The organism is Peribacillus sp. CSMR9 (assembly GCF_033141925.1).
GTDB lineage: Bacteria > Bacillota > Bacilli > Bacillales > DSM-1321 > Peribacillus > Peribacillus simplex_A.
Map to the genome: position 1 here is coordinate 35,293 of NZ_JAOPHO010000029.1, position 20,501 is coordinate 55,793.

A 20,501-nucleotide genomic window follows, 5' to 3' on the forward strand; every position below is an offset into this window, starting at 1 on the left:
ATTGGTACGTTTAAAACGGTACTTTTTCATAAAAATCTCTACGATCAGAAAAGATGAGAAGGAACAATACTGACCGTAGATTAGAGTAAATCAATAGTTGCATTAAAGAAGGGAATTGGAGAGCAAAATAACAGTTTCGGTTCTCTATTGCCGTCGGATCTTTTCAATTTCATCGGCTATGAATTGCACCTGTGTCCCTACGATGACTTGAATGCTTTGGGGACCAACGATATTAATTCCTGCAACCCCTGTTGATTTGATTTTATTCTGATCGACAGCTCCCATACTCTCCACTTCAACTCTTAAACGGGTAACGCAGTTATCTACAGTTGTTACGTTAGCGTCTCCGCCCAGCCCCTCATAAATTGCAGAGGCCATCCCAAAGAATTTACTCTTATTAGACCCGTCTAGACTGCTGTCTGCTTGTGCACTCGCTCCTCCACCATCAAGCTCATCTTCTGTATCATCTTCTCTACCGGGAGTCATTAAATTAAACCTTATTATCAAGAAGCGGAATAAGAAATAGTAGATAACGGCGAAAACCAGTCCTTGAAGAAGGAGCATATAAGGTTCATTTGCCAATGGCAATCTTGAACTTAAAACAAAGTCAATGAATCCTGCACTAAAACCAAACCCTGCTGTCCATTGGAAGGTCGCAGCTATAGCTAACGAAATTCCGGTTAATAAGGCATGCACCACAAAAAGGGCAGGTGCGACAAACATGAAAGCAAATTCCAATGGTTCAGTAACACCTGTAAAAAACGAAGCGAAACCTGCAGCGAGCATTAATGATGCCACTTGTTTTTTCTTCTGGGATTTTGCCGAATGGTACATGGCAAGAGCCGCAGCTGGCAAACCGAACATCATGACGGGAAAGAATCCGGCTTGGTACATGCCTGTGGTTCCTTTTATTCCTGTTCCAGCCCAGAAATTGCCGATATCATTAAGTCCTATTACATCGAACCAGAAAACGGAGTTTAACGCATGATGTAAACCTGTTGGTATCAACAGCCTATTGAAGAATCCATAGAGTCCTGCTCCTGCAGCACCCATTTCACTTATTCCTTCTCCAAATATAACTAACCAGGAGTAGATGAGTGGCCATACGAAGAATAATATAAGGGAAACCAGTAACATGGCAACAGCAGTAAGGATGGGGACAAGTCGTTTACCGCTAAAGAAAGCGAGTGCATCCGGCAGCTCGACCTTACTGAACCGATTATACATAGCTGCAGCTACAAGCCCTGAGAGAATTCCGACAAATGCATTTTCTATTTTCTCAAATGCTGGATTTACATCTTTTGCATCAATTCCCTGAAGCATCGCTACCGAGTCCGTGGAAAGCAATGTCGTTATGACCAGATAGGCTACCAGCCCGCTCAAAGCAGCGGCCCCATCTTTTCCTTTCGACATCCCCAACGCTACCCCTACAGCAAACAAGATAGCCATATTGTCAATGATCGAAGAACCTGCTTTTATTAAGAAAGCTGCTAACGGACTTCCGGCTCCCCATCCTGCTGGATCTATCCAATAACCGATCCCCATTAAAATGGCGGCTGCCGGCAATACGGCTACTGGCAGCATCAAGGAACGTCCAATTTTTTGAAGATATTTTTTCATCTCGCTTTCCTCCTGACAATTACTGATTTAGGGCAAACCCTATATTCTATTAGACAACGGTTCCTTCCATTTTAGAACTTCATTTCATTTTTAAATTTGGCTATATTCAGGAATAAAGTCTTAGCGATTTACTCCTCCATCGAAAGTTAATAAAAAAAGAAAAGTCCAACCGGACTTTTCTTTCACTTTTATTTATAGAGCAAGTAATTTTTGCGAACCTTTTTAAAAGCATCCTGCTTTACTTGATATTCTTTCATGATTTCATCTACTGATGAACCTTCTTCAATCCTTGACTTTACCCAGCCATTGCCAATCAATAGGTTGAAATTGTTGGCTGCAAGGAATTCGAAATCATCTGGGTATAGATCATGGATGGTCTTGATGATATGAAGTCCAGTAGGAACAGCCTTGAATTCCGCTCTATCCGTTACATAAATTTCGACTCCATGACTGAGTTTACCCGCATGCTTTGAAAACGTAGGTGTAAAAGAGGCAGCCCTGAATTTTACGCCAGGTAACCGTAATGCATTTAATTTCCCAGCAAGTTCATCGCTGTTTATATAGGGAGCACCAATCAGTTCGAATGGTTTAGTCGTCCCTCTGCCTTCCGAGACATTCGTTCCTTCGATCAATCCTGTAGCGGGGTATACGAATGATGTGGATACGGTCGGCATGTTCGGTGACGGCAAGACAAAAGGAAGCCCAGTATCGTCATAATCCATATCTCGTTTCCAGCCTCTCATCTTGATGACCTTTAGATCGGCTCCAATTTTAAACTCCTTATTGAACAAAGTCGCGAGTTCACCAACTGTCATCCCATGTTTAAGAGGAATTGGGTACATACCAACAAACGATGAGAATTCTGGTTCAAGTACAGGTCCATCTACCGATTCCCCTCCTTGTGGGTTCGGCCGGTCCAGCACGATAATGGGAATATCATTTTCTCTTGCTGCTTCCATTGCATAAGCCATCGTGTAGATATAAGTGTAATAGCGTGTTCCGACATCCTGAATATCAAAGACAAGGACCTCAACATCTTTTAACATTTCAGGTGTCGGTTTTTTCGTTTTACCATATAAGCTATAGACGGGCAAACCTGTTTTTTCATCAATATAATATTCAACACTAGCACCAGCTTGCGCATCTCCGCGCACTCCATGTTCGGGACCAAATAACGCAGTCAAATTAATATCCGGATCGTCATGTAGTAGATCGACAATGCTGGTTAATTTAGAATCGATGCCAGTTGGATTCGTAATTAGCCCCACTTTCTTTCCTCTTAACACGTTCTTTTCTTCTTTTAAAAGGACTTCAATTCCGGGACTGACCTTTTGATTTTTCTTCTCCTTAACAGCCGTCACACTTTTTGAGGAAACGATGCCGAAAGCAAACAGGCAAATGGTAAATAATATAATCATTCGTTTCAAATTATTTCCCCCTCTATTGTTTAATGGGTTTTCCTGATTTAATATCTAATCCATATCCAAGTTTATAAAGGCTTTCAGAGGGTTTAGTCACTGATGGTATATCGACCGGCAAAGTTCCTTTAGGTTTTGATCCTCCAAAAATCGTCGAGATGCCTGCCGGAATATTTGGCTGTCTATAACGCCCATTCGAATACCCTTTAAATCCGTAAACAGCAAGCACCGCTTTCGCTTCTTCAAAATTTGCAACATCATAAGGGTTTCTTAAACTCATTAAAACAAATTCTTTATCTTGCTTCTTAGCATGATTCATGACCGCTCTTGGGAAGGCTGTTGCCCACTTCGAAGAATCTTGAACGCTATCATCGATCACTCCATCATTGACAGCCGGATCGTTTTTGACAATATAGGAACCAGTAATGACAAAGTCTGATTCATCAATAAGTCTAGCCACTTCATCTGTAAATGACTTTTCCGAAAAACTCATACCCGTTATTTGGACTTTCTTTATTTTCTTTTTATCAGCTAATTCGCGGATGCTCCTTGACATTGATTCAACTTGATCATCAAAAGGAGCAAGCACTAAAACTTTTTCATTTTTCTTAGGTTTGAAAGGCAAAGTTCTGCCTTCATTTTTTAATAGTGTGATGGCATCTTCCGCAATTTCCGTTTCTTTTTTCAGATGATCTTCATTCCCGACCACTTGAAGCGCGATTTTGATCTTTTTATCGATTGGAGTTTTATCAGGGTTTAAAATCCCTCTTTTCACTTTTAGTTCAAGTATCCTCGTTACAGATTGATTGACTTGAGCTATAGGAATTTCGCCGCTTTCCACTGCTGCCTTCACTGCATTGAATACAGTGGTTATATTCTTTTCCATTTGGAGCGAATTTACTTGTGCAGGCATCAATGCAATATCAACACCCGATTTCAGGGCAAGGACCACAGCTTCTTCCTGTCCGAAGTTGTCCGCGATGGCTTTCATATTCAAAGCATCTGTAACCACAACACCGTCAAAACCCATTTCTTCACGTAATAGACCCGTGATAACCTTATGTGACAATGTTGCAGGAACCATAATTTCTTGACCGTCTTTTTTACTGATATACGTAGTGTTGTCGAATGCAGGGAATTGAACATGTGCAGTCATCATCATATCCACTCCAGCATCGATGGCCTTTTGGAAAGGAACCAACTCGATGGAACGCAAGCGCTCTTTATCATGAGAGACAAGAGGGAGACCATAATGACTATCGACTGCTGTATCTCCGTGGCCAGGGAAATGCTTGGCCGTTGCTATCATGTTCTGATTTTGCAATCCATTTATCGTTTGAATGCCCAACTTTGATACAAGTTCCGGATCAGAACTGAAGGAGCGAACGCCAATAACTGGATTTCCGGGATTATTATTGACATCGACAGACGGCCCAAAATTGACATTTATGCCAAGTGACGACAGTTCCCTCCCGATGATTTCTCCAGTTTGGTAAGCGTAATTCTCATTTCTGGTTGCACCAAGCGCCATATTACCTGGAAGGTTCGTTCCGGTTTGAAGGCGGGTTACGATTCCACCTTCCTGATCAATCGTTAAGAACAGCGGAAGGTCTTGGCTTGCCATCTGCAAACCCTCCGTGAGCCGAACCGTTTGTTCGGTGTCGACTACATTCTCAGCGAACAAAATCACACCGCCTAGATGATATTTTTTAATAATGCTTGCAATTTCTGAGTTCATTTCAATAAACCCTGTGGCCTTCACTTCTTCTTGTTTTTTCCAATTACGAAAATCCGGCATGAGCATTTGGCCGACTTTTTCATCAACTGTCATGTTTTCAACGATTTTCTGAACATCCGATGCTGAATTTTCGTTCTCTAATCCCGTTGCAGCCGCATTCCCTCCCAGAATGGATATAACCAAGAATAATGCGATTCCAGCTGGGACACATATCCTTATTATCATTTAGGCTTCCTCCCTTGTTTACCTTTAAGTTCTTGTAGTAACACTTCCATATCCAGTACCATGAAAGGGGTGAAAATGAATGGAAATGATCTAAATAGATCCTATAAAGAAATCAAGGCAGTATCCGGAATCCCATCAGCCGCCTCTTTAACAAGCCTTCATGTAATATATCCGTTTATCCCAGTATCATTGATCGTTCGATCTCACTTTCCCTTCACTCAACAGTTCTATGGATTGACCAGGTTTTAGAAGGGACAGCAAGGGAATATCTTCAACTATTACTCGCCCTATCACATTGACTCTATGATCAGCCTCCAGGTCTCTCCTGCAAATTTGGATCTCTCCCCGATACCTTCCGTAAGCATCATTGTCCATCGTTATGGATCCAAGGCTGCGTGTAACTGTATTACTCGGCACGATATTTGCTGAGACGCGGGTATTTTGCAGCCGGAAAACATCTTGAGAAACATCTGGCCTTAATTTATACTGACCGCCTTGCAAAAGTTGGGATTCCATTCTAATAGAAAGAATATTGAGATTTTTATAGACAGTTAGATTCTCAAGCAAATTATTCTCGGTTCCTTGATCTCCTACGTAAACTCCGTCCACATGCTGAAATAGCTCAACACCGGCAGCGTAAGGATTCATTAACCTGTGTTTTTCAAGCGTCGGAAGGCCATCATGAAGAGGACCGCGTTTACTTCCAGCACCCGGGATGAAAGCAAAGATCGGTATACCGTATTTCTTGAATATTCGATTTTGTTCATGAAAGAATTCTTCCTCAAGGCCCGTTTCACGCCTTGGATAAAAGTTATGCCAAGCTATCAAACTTTCCGGTTCTACGCCGCTCCCGAGTATGGCTAGAAGTTCATCTTCATTTAACGTACTTGCATTCAGTGAGAGGGAAAACACCTTGGATAAAGATGTAACAGTTTCTCGATCAAACCCATCATCAAGTCGAATACCTTTAATACCCAATTGCCTTAAATCCGTAAATCTGCCAATTCCTAAATGATCAAGAGTGTTTAATGACACATCCGCATGGATTTCCATTCCATAGGACTCTGAAAGCTTTAAAAGCCTGATCATCCTCTTTACGAGGTCACCCTTTTCTTCAGGAATATGAAGCGAGGTAAAGGCCCTTTTCACTCCTAGGTAAGCAGCATGGTTGATTTGTGCTTCTGCAAGTGGGTCCTGTAGATAAAAAGAGATTCCGATCACTTGAATTCAACAGCCATTTCATCATTAAATCCAAACAAATACGTAAAAATAAATCCTGCTATATAGGAAATGAACAACCCAGCCAAGAATAGACCGATTTGATTTGGATGCACTAAAAAGGTAAGCGGTAGTCCAGAAACACCAATGGACGACGTCGCAATTCCGAATTGTGCTTGGAATGCCCCGCCTACTCCAGCACCTAAACAGGCAGTTAAGAAAGGCCGGCCCAGTGGCAGAGTCACTCCAAATATAAGGGGTTCGCCGATACCAAGCATCCCTGAAGGAAGGCCTCCGCCGATTGCCCTCTTTAAACTCGCTTTCTTCGTTTTCATATAGATGGCAAATGCCGCCCCAACTTGGCCTGCACCACCCATTGCCAAAATGGGAAGCAGCGGATCATCCCCGATAGAATTGATCAATTCTAGATGGACAGGCGTTAAACCTTGATGTAAACCAGTAATGACTAGGGGAAGGAAGGCCGCACCAAGCACGAATCCAGCCACAACACCGCCGAAGTCCAACACATTCAATAACCCTGTCGTAATGGCATCCGATAAAAACCCTCCTACCGGCATAAAAACAATGTAAGTGACAATCCCAGTAATGAGTAAAGCGATGGTTGGCGTCAAAATGATATCAAGTGATTGAGGAATGAATTTCCTGACCTGTTTTTCCACCAAGGCTATGAAAATAGCTGCAAAGAGGACTCCTATCAACCCACCGCGGCCAGGGAGCAAATTTTCACCGAACAGGGAAATGTCGCCGACAGCCGGATTGATGACCAAGATACCCGCCAACGCACCAAGTGCAGGGGATCCGCCGTATTCCTTAGCGGCATTGGTCCCAACCAAAATCCCCAGGTAGGCAAACAAACCAGATCCAATAACGGTTAATATGATGGCTAATTGCGATTCTGCTGCAAGCCACCCCGCTTGAACGGTCGCTTTTGTTATACCGGTAATCAAACCGGATGCCACTAAGGCGGGAATTAAAGGGATGAAAATACTTGCAATCCTGCGTAAAAAAAGTTTAAAAGGTTTTGCATTTTTTCTATCATTCTCTGATTTGTTCTTCGATGCCACCTCTTTTAAGTTTAAACCGCCGTAAGATTCCAAAAGCTTTTCAAATTCTGTATGAACCTTGTTCACCACGCCTGGCCCAAGGACGATTTGTATCGTTTCCTCTTCAATGACGCCCAGAACACCTTCCGTATTTTTTATATCTTCCATGTTTACTTTTAAACGATCGATTGGCAATACCCTTAGTCTGGTCATACAATGTGCAGCATCGGCAACATTTGATGCCCCGCCTAATTTCCCCAATAACTCTTCTGCTAAACTGGCGTACTTATCCCCCTTACCCATTTAAAAGCCCCCTTTGTCAAATCTCGTAATATTCATTTATAACGATCCGTCATCGACTTGATTGCAGACTTGGTATTATCAATATATTGGACAGTCTCTTCATATTGCTCTGAAGCCATCCCCAAAAACAAAATATCAATCATATATAACTGCGCCAATCTTGATGATGTCGCTGCACTCCTAAATGGTGCTTCATTCGAAAAGGATGTATACAGTGTGGCGTCACACAAGGAAGATACCGTTGTTTGGCCAAAATGAGTCAGCCCGATCGTCTTGACACCACGTTCTTTAGCAAGCTTCAGTATATTGACAACTTCAGGTGTTTCCCCAGAGAATGAAATGGCAAAAACGATGTCATTTTCATCAGCATTTGCAATCAGGGTTGCAACTAAATGCATATCCGTAAAAGCCGTTGCCCCTTTATTGATGCGAAGTAATTTTTGCTGAGCGTCTGCAGCAACTATATTCGAGGCACCCACTCCGCAAAAGTGGACAGTTTTAGCGTTCAGCATCAACGTTATCGCCTGTTTGAGAGTGTCGTGATCGATTATTTCAGATGTGTCTCGAATGGACTGAATCGAATTACTCGTTGTTTTTTCAACAATCCGATACAGTGATTCTGAGGGCTCGATATCCCTGTAGCCCTGTTCAACAGTCTTCATCAAATCTCCGGCAATCCTTATTTTCAAATCTTGAAACCCTTTTATTCCGAGCGATTTACACAACCTAATAACAGCAGCCCCGCTTGTTTGAGCAGAAGTACTCAATTCCTGTACAGTGCTGTTCACAACTTCATGAGGATTCTGAAGAATATATTCTGCTAGTTTTTGTTCTGATTGCGGGAGCTTGCTCAACATCGTCTGTATGATGGATAATCCTCCTGTAGCCATTGCTTCCCTCCTTAATCTTCATAGATCGAAATGGCTTTTCTGACATCTCCACCCGCTTTTTCTAGTAACTCCATTGCTTTATCATAATCTGTTGACGTTTTTATCATGACTATCGCTGGTTTAACTTGATTATTTGCTTTTTCAAGCATATTCAAAGCATGATCATAGTCAGCATTTGTTAAAGTTTCTATGATGCTAATTGCACGATCCTTCAGTTTTTGATTACTGACATTTACATCAACCATCAGATTTTCATAGACTTTTCCCAACCGGATCATGGTAGCCGTTGAGATCATATTGAGGACCATTTTCTGTGCGGTTGCCGCTTTCATTCTTGTGGACCCTGTTAAGACTTCCGGTCCGACCACCACTTCAATCCCTATATCAGCTGCTTCTGTGATGCTCGCGTTTTTATTGCATGATAATGCCACCGCTTTAGCCCCAACCTTTCTTGCATAACGTAAAGCGCCTTTCACATATGGGGTACGGCCGCTTGCCGCAATGCCAATAACCGTATCATTTGCTGTTAGATCCACGTCGATTAAATCACATTCCCCAAACTCTTCTTTATCCTCCGCTCCTTCGATGGCTCGAACAAACGCCTTTTCCCCTCCTGCGATTATGCCAAGCACCCTATCAGGTGGTGTGCTGAATGTCGGTGGACATTCCACGGCATCCAGCACACCGAGTCTTCCACTCGTTCCTGCACCGATGTATACGAGTCTCCCACCTTTTTTTAATGATTCTAAAGCCCATTCAACTACCGTTTTTATTTCTGGCAAAACCTCCTGGACCGCTGCTGCCACTTTTAAATCTTCCTTATTGATTGCTGAAATGATTTCCATCGTATTTACACTATCGATATTCATCGTATCTTCGTTCCGTAATTCAGTCGTTAATGAACGCAGATGTTCTTCCATAGACAATTGAATCCTCCTATTATCAATTACTTAAATAAAATTTCATTATTCAATAGATAATAATGAAATTATATTTCATATTATATTCAATGATAGCGTTTTCATTACTTAGATACAAGATATTTTTGTGATGTTTTTTAGTAAGCATTCATTTATTTCCTAAAAAACCATTGCCATTGCACATTATCCGGAATCCATGAAAATTTCATTACTCTGGATATAATCGTGGATATATAGCCTATTAATGTGCCGTAATTCCCTCATAGGATCCTTCTTTTTTGTCCTGACTTTTTCTACAATAAAAAACGTGTATGTTCCCCAAATTTGGGAACGGTACACTCAAAGTAATATAACAAAATGCTAAACTAGGATACTTCGCCGGACCCGGGAAACCTCCATCCCTTGACCCAGTTAACGGATGGGGACAACTTTCCCGAATTCTACTGCGCCTACGACAATTGTTGGTGCAAATCCTCCATTTTCATCAATCGACGAATTATAATCGACACCGCCTTGCTTTTCCCAATATGGAAGAACGGCTTTCGTCCAGCCTTTACCCTATTGAGAATAAGTTGGTAACGCGGCAATTTTCTTGCCGAAAATATTCCATTGCCTATGTTGTAAAAGGTTCGATATACCCTTTATAATTCAGGTAATCCGAACGGTTAATGTATTTTCCGCTCTCGGTCACTGCCGGTTCACTATAATACTCTTTTGGAATGCCCGTGATCCATTTAATTGCTGAATTGGATGTCATACAAACAAGACGCAAGGAATATGCCAAAATAAATCGTTATACTACCTAGATTCAATCGAAATTAAAATTCAAAATTGAATTATTTATGGCTCGAGTAAGATTTTTAAGTTCGTAATACAAGGATTTAAAAATGACTCAATAAGTCATTTTTGACTTAAGAAGGTAACCACAGAATGAAGTCAATATACATGGGGATGACCGGGGTATTTTCTTGACTTGCATATCAACTACTTACTGTCCATTTGTTGTTACAATATAAAACGGGATGCTGATTATAATCAGCATCCCGTTTTAAAAAATGATTCACTGCTCAATGGCAGAGTCATCTTCCAATGATATTTTCCACATTTCTTTCGCTTTTCCACTAACCGTTTCATCAAAAACAAAAGATCCATTCGTGTAACGATCATGATTTTTTAATGAAGCGGCATGAATGGTTTCAATGGTTCCCTTTTCAGAAAGAATGAATAGACTGTCGGTTTTGTTAATGGTATCAAATCCAATGACCCTATGAGGATTTGATTTCAATTCCCTCAAGACCACGACACCCCGTTTTGCCCGGCTCGTTTTTTCAAACTCGGTTAATTTCATTTTCTTGATGGCTCCGCGCTGGGTAACTATAAAGATCGATTCTTTACTATCCTTGGCTAAAACCTTTCCGCCAATGACATAGTCATCTTCCTTCAAATTAATCCCTTTGACTCCTGCTGCCCGGACACCGACAATACTTACTTCTTCTTCATCAAACCATAAACCATAGCCGTTATGAGTGACTAGGAAAAGGTCTGCCTGTCCATCGGTATGATGGACATCGACCAGTTCATCTTCACCTTTTAAATTGACACCAACCAACGGTTTTGAATGTCTCTGTGCTTTATAAGAAGCTATTTCAGTCTTTTTAACCATACCATTTTTCGTGATGAACACTAAGAATTGCGGCAGGGTAAAATCTTTGATCGGAATCGCTTTTATGATTTGTTCTTCTCTGTCAATCGGAATGATGTTCGCGATATGCTGACCTGTTTCCTTCCATCGAATGTCAGGAAGCTGATGAACTGGACAATAGAGGTAGTTCCCTTTGGATGTGAAAAGCAACAGGACATCTGTTGTATTCATCTCCAGCCTCTGGAGCAGGCGATCGGAATCCTTCATGCCAAAATCAAGACCGCCTGAAGCTGCAAATGACCGTAATGACGTCCGTTTAACATACCCTTCTTTCGTCACTGTCACCATCACGTCTTCACTCGCAATCAAGACTTCAAGATTAATTTTGATTTCTTCAATTTCTTTTTCTATTTTGGAACGCCTTCCGTCATCAAAGCCCTTTTTAATGAATCGAAGTTCTTTTTTTATTACTTGAAGAAGGACTTTTTCACTGCCGAGAATCTTGGTCAATTCCTCAATTTTGTTCTTCAATTCCGCTGCCTCTGCTTCAAGTGCCGTAATATCAGTATTTGTCAGCCTATATAACTGTAAGGAAACAATGGCTTCAGCTTGCGCTTCTGTAAAAGCGAATTTAGCAATGAGGTTATCTTTGGCATTCCGTTTATCTTTAGACGCACGGATGACAGAGATGACTTCATCTAATATGGACAAAGCCTTCACTAAACCATCTACGATATGTGCCCTGTCATGTGCTTTTTGCAACTCATAACGGGAACGATTCACAATTACCTCTTTACGGTGATCGATATACGCATCAAGCATTTTTGGCAGGCTCATCAATGTCGGCCGTTTTTTATAAATCGCGACCATATTAAAATTGTAAGCAATTTGAAGATCGGAATTTTTATATAAATAATGCAGGACTCCATTTGCATCCGCTTCTTTTTTCAATTCAATGACGATACGCAGTCCTGTACGGTCCGTTTCATCCCTTACTTCAGCGATGCCTTCAACTTTCCGGTCAAGACGGAACTCATCCATTTTCTTAACAAGGTTCGCTTTATTGACTTCATATGGGATTTCAGTGATGACGATTTGCTGTTTGCCGCCGCGAATCGTTTCCACTTCCGCCAAGCCGCGAATGATGATTTTCCCTTTACCTGTTTCATAGGCTTTACGAATGCCTTCAATTCCTTGAATGATACCGCCTGTAGGGAAATCCGGCCCCTTAATGACCGTCATTAAATCAGCGACTGTCGCTTCAGGCTTATCGATTCGCATAATGGCTGCATCAATGACTTCACCTATTTGATGTGGTGGGATTTCCGTTGCGTAGCCGGCAGATATTCCTGTGGATCCGTTTACAAGCAAGTTAGGGAACATTGCTGGCAATACAATGGGTTCTTCCGAAGTATCATCGAAGTTCGGTACAAAATCTACAGTCCTTTTTTCAATATCACGTAACATCTCTGAGGCGATCGATGAAAGCCTGGCTTCAGTATACCGCATCGCAGCAGGCGGATCGCCATCAATACTACCATTGTTTCCGTGCATTTGAACCATGACTTTCCGAAGCTTCCAGTCTTGGCTCATCCGGACCATTGCCTCATAAACAGATGAATCTCCATGGGGGTGATAGTTACCAATTACATTACCGACTGTTTTTGCTGATTTCCTAAATCCTTTTTCCTGTGTATTTCCTTCTACATGCATCGCATACAATATCCTGCGCTGTACCGGTTTTAATCCGTCCCTTGCATCTGGCAGTGCCCGATCTTGGATAATATATTTACTGTATCGCCCGAAGCGGTCTCCGATTACCTCTTCAAGCGGCAAATCTCTAAACGTTTCTTCAAATGCCATCGTTAATGACCTCCTCTTCAATCGACATATTTTCATTATCTAAAATATTCGATTCTTCTTCGAGACCAAAAGCGACATTGGCTTCAATCCATTTACGGCGCGGTTCAACCTTGTCCCCCATTAACGTTGTCACACGTCTTTCTGCACGGGCACCATCGTCGATCTTCACGCGTATCAATGTCCTGGTTTCCGGGTTCATGGTAGTATCCCATAATTGATCGGCATTCATTTCACCCAGCCCTTTATAGCGCTGAATCATATAGCCTTTCCCTACCTTGTCTATCGCTCCCTGAAGTTCCTCATCACTCCAAGCATATTCAATGATTTCTTTCTTTCCGGTCCCTTTACTCACTTTATATAAAGGAGGCAAGGCAATGTAAACCTTTCCTGACTCTATCAATGGCTTCATATAGCGGTAAAAGAATGTTAACAGAAGCACTTGGATATGGGCCCCATCCGTATCGGCATCAGTCATGATGATCACTTTATCATAGTTGGTGTCCGGCGTATTGAACTCTGCCCCGACCCCTGCCCCGATAGCGTGGATGATCGTATTTATTTCCTCGTTTTTAAAAATGTCCGCTAGTTTGGCCTTTTCCGTATTGATAACTTTACCACGTAATGGCAGTACCGCTTGGAAACGGCGATCACGACCTTGCTTTGCGGAACCTCCTGCAGAGTCCCCTTCTACAAGATACAATTCATTCCGTTCAGGATTTTTAGATTGAGCTGGCGTTAATTTTCCAGAAAGGATGGCATCAGATTTCTTCCGTTTCTTCCCGCTTCTTGCATCTTCACGCGCTTTGCGTGCTGCTTCCCGGGCCTGGAAAGCTTTAATCGATTTCTTGACCAACAGGGTACTCGTGGTCGGATCTTCTTCAAAAAAGTAGGCTAAGTGCTCTGACACGATGGAATCGACTGCAGAACGGGCTTCACTGGTTCCAAGCTTGCTCTTGGTCTGTCCTTCGAATTGAAGAAGTTCTTCTGGGATACGTACAGAAATTATTGAAGACAATCCTTCGCGTATATCGGTACCTTCGAGGTTTTTATCTTTTTCCTTCAATAGCCCCATTTTTCTGGCATAATCATTAAATGCCCTCGTCATGGCCGTCTTTGCGCCAATCTCATGGGTGCCGCCGTCTTTTGTTCGAACATTATTTACAAAGCTTAAAATATTTTCTGAATAACCATCGTTGAATTGAAAGGCCAGATCGACTTCTATCCCATTCTGTTCCCCTTCTAGACTGACAACACTATGAAGGGTTTCTTTTTCTTCATTCAAGTAATCCACAAAAGCTTCTATTCCATTTTCATAGTGAAAAGTTTCTTGCTGGTCGTTACGTTCATCCGTCAATTCAATTTTCATGCCTTTTAGAAGAAATGCCGATTCACGGAGACGTTCACAAAGGATATCATAATTAAAAGTTGTCACCGAAAATATTTTCGGATCGGGCTTGAAGTGGATTTTGGTACCAGCTTGATTGGTTTTACCGATTTTCTCAAGAGTCGTTTCTGGCTTTCCGCCATTGAAAAAACGTTGTTCGTAAATGAACCCGTCCCTTTTGATTGTCACGACAAGCCATTCAGACAACGCATTGACGACCGAGGCACCTACTCCATGAAGGCCTCCGCTCGTTTTATATCCGCCCTGTCCAAATTTACCGCCAGCATGAAGAATAGTCAAAATGACTTCAGGCGTAGGTTTACCCAATTTATGCATACCGGTAGGCATTCCACGCCCCTTATCTGACACACTTACACTGTTATCTTTATGTATTTTCACACTAATTTGGTCTCCATATCCAGCCAAAGCCTCATCTACGGAGTTATCTACAATCTCGTACACTAAATGATGAAGTCCGCGTGCATCAGTACTGCCGATATACATACCGGGACGTTTTCTGACCGCTTCGAGTCCTTCCAGTACCTGAATTGCATCATCATTGTACTCGATTGTTTTTACTTTCTTTGCCACAGAAATTCCCCTTTCCTTACTAAACACAATTTCCGGGCCAAATCATACTGCAATGAAATGACTCACTAGCTTTAACAAATTAATTCATACGTTAATATCATATTAAAAGTATAATACTTTTACGAACAAAGAACAAGTGTTCTATTTTTTCGTCCCTTTTATTAGCGTTAGCACCCTTGGTTGGATCTTTTCACTTTGTTGAAACGTGTCATAGCTACCGTTCTAATTGTAGCGGTAATTTTTCATTTGGCAAATATACTTTTACTTTTTTAATCAAATTATTCTTAAATTGCATGGATATGCCGCCCGTTCTCAACCTCCGCCATGGCTGGCATTATTGATTTTTACACTGCTAAACATTGCGATTCCTTTAAAAAAGAGCGGAAGTTCCGCTCTTTTCACTCTACTTAGTAAGGGCGTGTTCTACTTTTATGCATCGATCCATGATGACAGTATAACCTTTTTCTTTCAAAAAATTATAGGCTTCCCCGTTTTCTACCCCTAACTGCGCCCAAAAGATATCAGCATCTATTTCTGCAAATTCTTTGGCAATCCCGGGAAGGAATTCTGAACGGCGAAAAATATTTACGATATCGACGTGCCCTTCAATATCTTTAAGTGCCTTTACTGCCTTGACACCCAGCACTTCAGATACAGCAGGGTTTACAGGGATGATTTCATACCCACTATCCTGCATGGCCTTCGATACCATATAAGAAGTTCGCTCGGGGTTATTTGATAAACCAACAACAGCGATGCGCTTCGATTTTTTTAACATCTGACCCATTTCTTCTCTGCTTGGATTTTGTATCATTCTTATCAATCCCCTTTATCATAAAATGTAATAATTGCTTAAAAAGTATTCCTTAACAAAGATATTTCACAGAGTAAAGCAGAGTATTACCATTATTAAGAAAAACCATTATACAAGAAAGAATAGGTTTCGAAAAGGTGTGCACCACTTATGTTCATACAGGCTACCGCGTATTGTATCATTATACACAATTAGGTACTCTTCATTATATTTACGAAAATAAGAAAACATAAACCTTTTGCCCTTCATGAACTTAAACGTATATCAAAAGACGGATGTTCATCAAGGAAAATTCATTTTTCAATGGATTTTTTTTGGACATCCGTACCATTTTGTCACGAAAATGTTACAATAAGAGAAGCATATCAGGTATTTTTAGGTTGTTTTTTAGCTATTCCTTCAGTTTATTTCCGAAAAAGGGAAAAAACAGCCTCTTAATCGTGATAAAAATAAGAAGATTTTTCTATAAAGAAAGGGTCATACAATGCTTACATTCATCACTATACTGTCTGCCTACTTGATTGGTTCGATTCCTTCCGGTTTAATTATCGGTAAAACCTTTTACAAAATCGACATTAGGGAGCATGGCAGTAAAAATCTGGGTGGGACAAATACCTTCCGGACACTAGGTGTCAAGGCAGGGCTTACCGTTACTACCATGGATATCCTAAAGGGAACTCTAGCAACTTTTCTCCCGTTATTGCTAGGCGTGGAAATGAATTTATTGCTAGCTGGCTTATTTGCCGTCATTGGGCATATGTTTCCCATTTTCGCAAACTTTCGGGGCGGGAAAGCGGTGGCAACTTCTGCCGGTGTCATTCTTGCTTATGAACCATTACTTTTTGTCATTGCCGTCATCATATTCTTCATTACCTTATACATATCCAAATATGTCTCGCTTTCTTCGATGATTGCTTGTCTTCTTGCTCTTATATACAGTTTAGTGTTTCATACAAATGATTTGGCCCTTATTATTGTAATCGGTATATTAACGATTTTCATTTTTTACCGGCATCGGGCGAACATTAAACGAATTATCGATAAAACTGAACCCAAAGTAAAATGGCTGTAAGAGAAATTCTTGAGGATATTTAAATGGGAAAAAGCCCGTCCGACGCACGGGCTTTTTTCCATTCTATAATTCATTTGATGTTTGCACGATTGCATCCATTTCAGCTATCGACTTTTTAGTCTGTTCAGCAAGTTTCCTGAGCTCATTCGAAACAGCCGCAAATCATTTACCATGTTCGCCTGCATGCGCTGCCTCGATGGCTTTAGTTCAATGATAGTAAATTTGTCTGGTCGGCTGTACAAGCTTAATAAACTCGGTAATGCTTAAGAAGGATTGGTTTAATAAAACGGTTTTCATCAACATTTTTCATGAAAATAACAAGGTTACCTGAAGTTTCACCTGTTCACTGCTTACATCCAATATACCCTCTGTCTCTTTTGCTTTTTGAAACCAGATTGCTTTTTTCGGCTTCGATTTATGAAAATCCCCATTTTCCCACTCCCCCTAATCTTGTAAATCACGATAAGACGAATCTAAGATATCCCATCAAATCATAGGAGCTTTATATCCATTCAATTGAAAATATACAGTTCATTTGAACCATAAAAAACCCTATTCTGCCTTCGATCCAATTCTATTGTCAAGGTATAAGGTACTAGAATTTTTCTTCATTAACTTCCCATCAAAAGAATAGTATGGATTTTGTTTGATGGAGAAATGGTCAAGTAAGGATTGAATAATTGGAGAACAGAGGCTAAACTGGAATTAGCTAATAAAAATTGATTGGAGAAAGTGCCATGAAGCCATTGCAAATATCACCGGAAACCGCATTAAAGTTATCCAAGTCCCTAAACTTGCCTTTAGAGCAAATCATGCATATGCCTACACCCGTCTTGCTGAGAAAGCTTGCCGAGGCTGAAGCACAAGAAAATACAAAATAGCTGCAGGAATCTGCAGCTATTTTTGTGTGCGTTCATATATGTGTGAAACGACCTTACGGATTACCCTTGAAAGGCGTTCAATTCTTCCCATTGATCTTGAAACTGAGCAATACCCAATTTCGTCGCATAATAATTTTTCATTTTCGCTCCTTATGTCCTGCCAGTAACTATTTACATAATCTTTCTCCTCCAGTCTTTTTAAAGCTGGATATAAAACATGCTTTCTTTATAATGTAAATAACCATCACTTAACTGTTTGAGCTGTTCGATCATCTCATACCCTTACATTTTCTTTTGAGCCATAATGAAAACAGCACCATTTATGTACTCCCTTTTAACAGCTCTGTTTTCCGCAATAAGCAGCCCCTCTATATAAGGATATTAATTGGGCATTTCACTTTTATCATCCAAATATATACTTTCCAGAATATTTGTTACCCATTAAATATACAGAATTCTATTCTACCTCTTTGTGATATTTAGCCCATGAAACAAAATATGCAAAAAAACCGCTTATGGGCGGTTTTTCAATTGGTGAAAGTCATTTAAATTAAATCAGGCAACGGCTTAGGAACAGGCAAATTCCTGTGGCTGTCATCCTGTAATATATCTTTTAGATAATACTCTATGTTGGAAACAACTTCATTTGCCTCCATAACCCTTTGATATGGCTTCCAGGCAAGTTCCCCTTCATCACAGGCAGGAAAGCCCGCCTCCTGCCTCTTCAGCTCTGTAAACATACATTCCACCCGTTTGATTCCATGTCACAACCCCTCGAAAGGCCATACCCTTTACCTTCAATCCAGTTTCTTCTAGAATTTCGCGTTCCATCGATTCATCGATGGTTTCACCTTGTTCTATTTTCCCACCTATACCATTGAATTTATGCCTATTCGGATTCTTTTAGCGATAGTCGTTTCCTTTCTTAAATCCACATTATTCGCATCTACTTCATAATTACTTTATACTTAAATAACGAACCTCTAGGAAGGAGAATTAGTATGAAACTGACCATTTCCGATCAAGCAGCTAAGTGGTATATTGATGAGCTGGGGCTTCAAGAAGGCTCTCATTTGCGCTTTTATGTAAGATATGGCGGGCATAGTTCCGTCCAAAGCGGCTTTTCATTAGGTATCATGAAAGAAGAACCTGAAACTGCAGCAGCCGTAACAACTATGAATGAGATTAATTTTTATGTAGAAGAAAAAGATTTATGGTACTTTGATGGTCACGATTTACTTATTACTTTTAATGAAAAACTGACTGAACCAGAATTCCACTATGAAAAGAGTGCCTGACAATAAAGCAGCGGTGTTAACTGCTGTTTTTTCTTGTTCAATCGAGCAGGCGCTCTTTTATATGTTCCGCCCTTAAAATTTCCGCTTGCTTGTCCCCTAAAAGATCGAAATGAGAATAGCCATCCTTCCTGTGGTGAATCCACTCTTTTTTAAGCCCGTATTTCTTACCCCACTCCGATAAACGCCGTAAATCTTTGCATCCCACTTTTGTAACCGTCTTGCAGCCAGGAAATCGGTCATCCAGCCAATAATGAGTTAAAAAAGCTATTTGGCCTTGATCGATTTTCTGCTTCCAGGTTACTACGTCTGCCCGTTTAATCCCAAAAGCCATTTCTTAATCACCTCAATGATTGTCATTAAACCAATTCATCCTGCTTTTTATTTTTCTCATAGGCCTCATGCCAATCAGGAAACATCCGTTTAATGGATATCGGGCGGAAGCTCTCCTTTTTAACGCAAACGTGAGAAGAATGACCTGTAGCCGCCACTTCATTTTTCCCATTAACGATCTCATACCCATAAATGACCCGTAAGCCGTCATACTTTTCAATCCAAGTTTTAACTTTTACCTTATCACCATATCTTACAGGGGTTTTATACGAAGCCTGAATATCCATAACAGGTGAGAGGATGCCATCCGCTTCCATATCAGCATAATAAAATCCTAAATCATTTATCAATTTTGTCCTGCCTAGTTCCATCCATATTAAATAATTCGCATGGTAAACAACACCCATTTGATCTGTCTCTGCATACCGCACTTCAATTTCGTTTTCAGCTATGAACATTTTGTTTCCCCACTTTCATTTCTATTGCAATAAACATTCTACCATAACAAATGTGCCAATTTCATTTAAGCTGTCTTGATTGACTGCCTCCCTGTCATGAAAAACAAAGAGGAGAAAGATTTTGCGCCTCTTTCTCCCCTTTACTTAGTCGTTTAAATATTATCGTTACTATAACCGCTTTCCCGAGCTTCTTGTTCATCTTGCATTTCATCTTTCATTCCTTCAATGCTCTTTCTTCTTCGGTCATTTTTGGCCTCAATTGCCTGTTTCTCCACATCTGAAGAGAATGATAACGTTTCATTTGCAGCGGATATGTTTTCTTCTGTATTTTGAATCGCATCCTGAATTTTTTCAACATTATCCAAACGGTTATCCTGATTGTGTTTATAAGAGCCCATTAATTTCACCTCATGAATTTTTATTTACATAATATTATTACGACTACTTTATTAAGGATTACTCGCCTTTAGTTTGAATGACCTGAGCATGTTTGCCGGATTTGTCCTGCATTTTCTTACCGTTATTCCCACCCGCTGCTATTGGTTGTGTCCCATGATGGCTCGGTCTAAAGTGTTTGGAATCTTTTTTTGGATTACCCATTTTATCGCCTCCTTCTCTTATCATGGATAAAAAAGAGGAAATTCATGAATGCCAGTTTTTGAAAGCCATGAAAAAAGAGCCAGCACTTTGAAGGGTGCACATAACCCTGTCAAGTAGACAATAAAAAAAGAGTATTTCAAGCTGCGGCCTTTTCTCGATATTCAATCGGGGA

The 20,501-nt window shown here is 40.7% G+C and carries 18 protein-coding genes and 1 pseudogene; 3 read left to right on the forward strand and 16 right to left on the reverse strand.

Annotated features, from left to right (window positions below):
* Window positions 1–144 precede the first annotated feature (144 nt).
* From nagE to N9I19_RS14310, 10 genes are all read right to left on the reverse strand, one after another.
* Entirely contained in the window at window positions 145–1,620 is a 1,476-nt protein-coding gene (nagE, locus tag N9I19_RS14265; protein ID WP_317778158.1) for an N-acetylglucosamine-specific PTS transporter subunit IIBC, read from the reverse strand.
* A gap of 188 nt (window positions 1,621–1,808) precedes the next feature.
* A complete protein-coding gene (locus tag N9I19_RS14270) occupies window positions 1,809–3,047 on the reverse strand; it encodes an exo-beta-N-acetylmuramidase NamZ family protein (RefSeq protein WP_411730447.1) in 1,239 nt (412 codons plus the stop codon).
* A gap of 13 nt (window positions 3,048–3,060) precedes the next feature.
* The gene (locus N9I19_RS14275; protein WP_317778159.1) at window positions 3,061–5,001 is read right to left on the reverse strand and encodes a glycoside hydrolase family 3 protein; all 1,941 of its coding nucleotides are present in this window, start codon (window positions 4,999–5,001) and stop codon (window positions 3,061–3,063) included.
* 186 nt (window positions 5,002–5,187) lie between these two features.
* Window positions 5,188–6,222, reverse strand: coding sequence for a MupG family TIM beta-alpha barrel fold protein (locus tag N9I19_RS14280; RefSeq protein ID WP_317778160.1), 1,035 nt, complete (start codon window positions 6,220–6,222; stop codon window positions 5,188–5,190).
* Window positions 6,219–7,586 carry a PTS transporter subunit EIIC gene (locus tag N9I19_RS14285; RefSeq protein ID WP_089363047.1) on the reverse strand — a complete coding sequence of 456 codons (1,368 nt, stop codon included), beginning with the start codon at window positions 7,584–7,586 and terminating at the stop codon, window positions 6,219–6,221. The genes N9I19_RS14280 and N9I19_RS14285 overlap by 4 nt, the downstream gene beginning before the upstream one ends.
* A gap of 32 nt (window positions 7,587–7,618) precedes the next feature.
* Complete coding sequence (locus N9I19_RS14290) at window positions 7,619–8,476, reverse strand: MurR/RpiR family transcriptional regulator (protein ID WP_061462994.1); 858 nt, start codon at window positions 8,474–8,476, stop codon at window positions 7,619–7,621.
* An 11-nt stretch (window positions 8,477–8,487) separates the two neighbouring features.
* Window positions 8,488–9,402 (reverse strand): N-acetylmuramic acid 6-phosphate etherase, encoded by a 915-nt coding sequence (murQ, locus tag N9I19_RS14295; protein ID WP_375166235.1) that lies wholly within the window; start codon window positions 9,400–9,402, stop codon window positions 8,488–8,490.
* Between the two features lie 1,054 nt (window positions 9,403–10,456).
* Window positions 10,457–12,901, reverse strand: a complete 2,445-nt coding sequence (gene parC / locus N9I19_RS14300) for a DNA topoisomerase IV subunit A (protein WP_317778161.1) — start codon at window positions 12,899–12,901, stop codon at window positions 10,457–10,459.
* Window positions 12,891–14,876 (reverse strand): DNA topoisomerase IV subunit B, encoded by a 1,986-nt coding sequence (gene parE / locus N9I19_RS14305; protein ID WP_089363049.1) that lies wholly within the window; start codon window positions 14,874–14,876, stop codon window positions 12,891–12,893. The genes parC and parE overlap by 11 nt, the downstream gene beginning before the upstream one ends.
* A gap of 403 nt (window positions 14,877–15,279) precedes the next feature.
* On the reverse strand, window positions 15,280–15,690 hold the full coding sequence (locus N9I19_RS14310; RefSeq protein ID WP_284470909.1) for a CoA-binding protein: 411 nt from the start codon (window positions 15,688–15,690) through the stop codon (window positions 15,280–15,282).
* A gap of 484 nt (window positions 15,691–16,174) precedes the next feature.
* Here N9I19_RS14310 and plsY point away from each other — a divergent pair, with 484 nt between their 5' ends.
* Both plsY and N9I19_RS14320 read left to right on the forward strand, forming a co-directional pair.
* Window positions 16,175–16,762, forward strand: a complete 588-nt coding sequence (gene plsY / locus N9I19_RS14315) for a glycerol-3-phosphate 1-O-acyltransferase PlsY (protein ID WP_061462989.1) — start codon at window positions 16,175–16,177, stop codon at window positions 16,760–16,762.
* 737 nt (window positions 16,763–17,499) lie between these two features.
* Entirely contained in the window at window positions 17,500–17,643 is a 144-nt protein-coding gene (locus N9I19_RS14320) for a YycC family protein (protein ID WP_081108790.1), read from the forward strand.
* 545 nt (window positions 17,644–18,188) lie between these two features.
* On the opposite strand, the gene N9I19_RS14325 is transcribed toward N9I19_RS14320, so the two are convergent.
* Together N9I19_RS14325 and N9I19_RS25255 are read right to left on the reverse strand one after the other, a co-directional pair.
* On the reverse strand, window positions 18,189–18,383 hold the full coding sequence (locus N9I19_RS14325) for an NUDIX hydrolase (RefSeq protein WP_284470910.1): 195 nt from the start codon (window positions 18,381–18,383) through the stop codon (window positions 18,189–18,191).
* A pseudogene (locus N9I19_RS25255) lies at window positions 18,337–18,525 on the reverse strand (NUDIX domain-containing protein); the annotation flags it as partial. The pseudogene N9I19_RS25255 and the gene N9I19_RS14325, both read right to left, overlap by 47 nt.
* Window positions 18,526–18,644: 119 nt before the next feature.
* On the opposite strand from N9I19_RS25255, the gene N9I19_RS14330 reads away from it, so the two are divergent.
* Window positions 18,645–18,941 carry a HesB/YadR/YfhF family protein gene (locus N9I19_RS14330; protein WP_061462987.1) on the forward strand — a complete coding sequence of 99 codons (297 nt, stop codon included), beginning with the start codon at window positions 18,645–18,647 and terminating at the stop codon, window positions 18,939–18,941.
* Window positions 18,942–18,978: 37 nt separating this feature from the next.
* Here N9I19_RS14330 and N9I19_RS14335 read toward each other — a convergent pair whose 3' ends face one another.
* The 4 genes from N9I19_RS14335 to N9I19_RS14350 form a co-directional block, all read right to left on the reverse strand.
* Window positions 18,979–19,272, reverse strand: coding sequence for a hypothetical protein (locus N9I19_RS14335; RefSeq protein WP_317778163.1), 294 nt, complete (start codon window positions 19,270–19,272; stop codon window positions 18,979–18,981).
* 25 nt (window positions 19,273–19,297) lie between these two features.
* Complete coding sequence (locus tag N9I19_RS14340; RefSeq protein ID WP_317778164.1) at window positions 19,298–19,729, reverse strand: acyl-CoA thioesterase; 432 nt, start codon at window positions 19,727–19,729, stop codon at window positions 19,298–19,300.
* A gap of 152 nt (window positions 19,730–19,881) precedes the next feature.
* Window positions 19,882–20,127 (reverse strand): small acid-soluble spore protein Tlp, encoded by a 246-nt coding sequence (gene tlp / locus N9I19_RS14345; RefSeq protein WP_317778165.1) that lies wholly within the window; start codon window positions 20,125–20,127, stop codon window positions 19,882–19,884.
* Window positions 20,128–20,185: 58 nt separating this feature from the next.
* Window positions 20,186–20,329, reverse strand: a complete 144-nt coding sequence (locus tag N9I19_RS14350; RefSeq protein WP_230302655.1) for an acid-soluble spore protein N — start codon at window positions 20,327–20,329, stop codon at window positions 20,186–20,188.
* Window positions 20,330–20,501: the final 172 nt, after the last annotated feature.

What these genes read in the sequence shown, in the direction of transcription:
- nagE (WP_317778158.1), bottom strand. Translation starts at nt 1,620, where the DNA reads ATGAAAAAATATCTTCAAAAAATTGGACGTTCCTTGATGCTGCCAGTA.
- N9I19_RS14275 (WP_317778159.1), bottom strand. Translation starts at nt 5,001, where the DNA reads ATGATAATAAGGATATGTGTCCCAGCTGGAATCGCATTATTCTTGGTT.
- N9I19_RS14285 (WP_089363047.1), bottom strand. Translation starts at nt 7,586, where the DNA reads ATGGGTAAGGGGGATAAGTACGCCAGTTTAGCAGAAGAGTTATTGGGG.
- N9I19_RS14290 (WP_061462994.1), bottom strand. Translation starts at nt 8,476, where the DNA reads ATGGCTACAGGAGGATTATCCATCATACAGACGATGTTGAGCAAGCTC.
- parC (WP_317778161.1), bottom strand. Translation starts at nt 12,901, where the DNA reads ATGGCATTTGAAGAAACGTTTAGAGATTTGCCGCTTGAAGAGGTAATC.
- N9I19_RS14310 (WP_284470909.1), bottom strand. Translation starts at nt 15,690, where the DNA reads ATGATACAAAATCCAAGCAGAGAAGAAATGGGTCAGATGTTAAAAAAA.
- plsY (WP_061462989.1), top strand. Translation starts at nt 16,175, where the DNA reads ATGCTTACATTCATCACTATACTGTCTGCCTACTTGATTGGTTCGATT.
- N9I19_RS14320 (WP_081108790.1), top strand. Translation starts at nt 17,500, where the DNA reads ATGAAGCCATTGCAAATATCACCGGAAACCGCATTAAAGTTATCCAAG.
- N9I19_RS14325 (WP_284470910.1), bottom strand. Translation starts at nt 18,383, where the DNA reads ATGTTTACAGAGCTGAAGAGGCAGGAGGCGGGCTTTCCTGCCTGTGAT.
- N9I19_RS14330 (WP_061462987.1), top strand. Translation starts at nt 18,645, where the DNA reads ATGAAACTGACCATTTCCGATCAAGCAGCTAAGTGGTATATTGATGAG.
- N9I19_RS14335 (WP_317778163.1), bottom strand. Translation starts at nt 19,272, where the DNA reads ATGGCTTTTGGGATTAAACGGGCAGACGTAGTAACCTGGAAGCAGAAA.
- N9I19_RS14340 (WP_317778164.1), bottom strand. Translation starts at nt 19,729, where the DNA reads ATGTTCATAGCTGAAAACGAAATTGAAGTGCGGTATGCAGAGACAGAT.
- tlp (WP_317778165.1), bottom strand. Translation starts at nt 20,127, where the DNA reads ATGGGCTCTTATAAACACAATCAGGATAACCGTTTGGATAATGTTGAA.
- N9I19_RS14350 (WP_230302655.1), bottom strand. Translation starts at nt 20,329, where the DNA reads ATGGGTAATCCAAAAAAAGATTCCAAACACTTTAGACCGAGCCATCAT.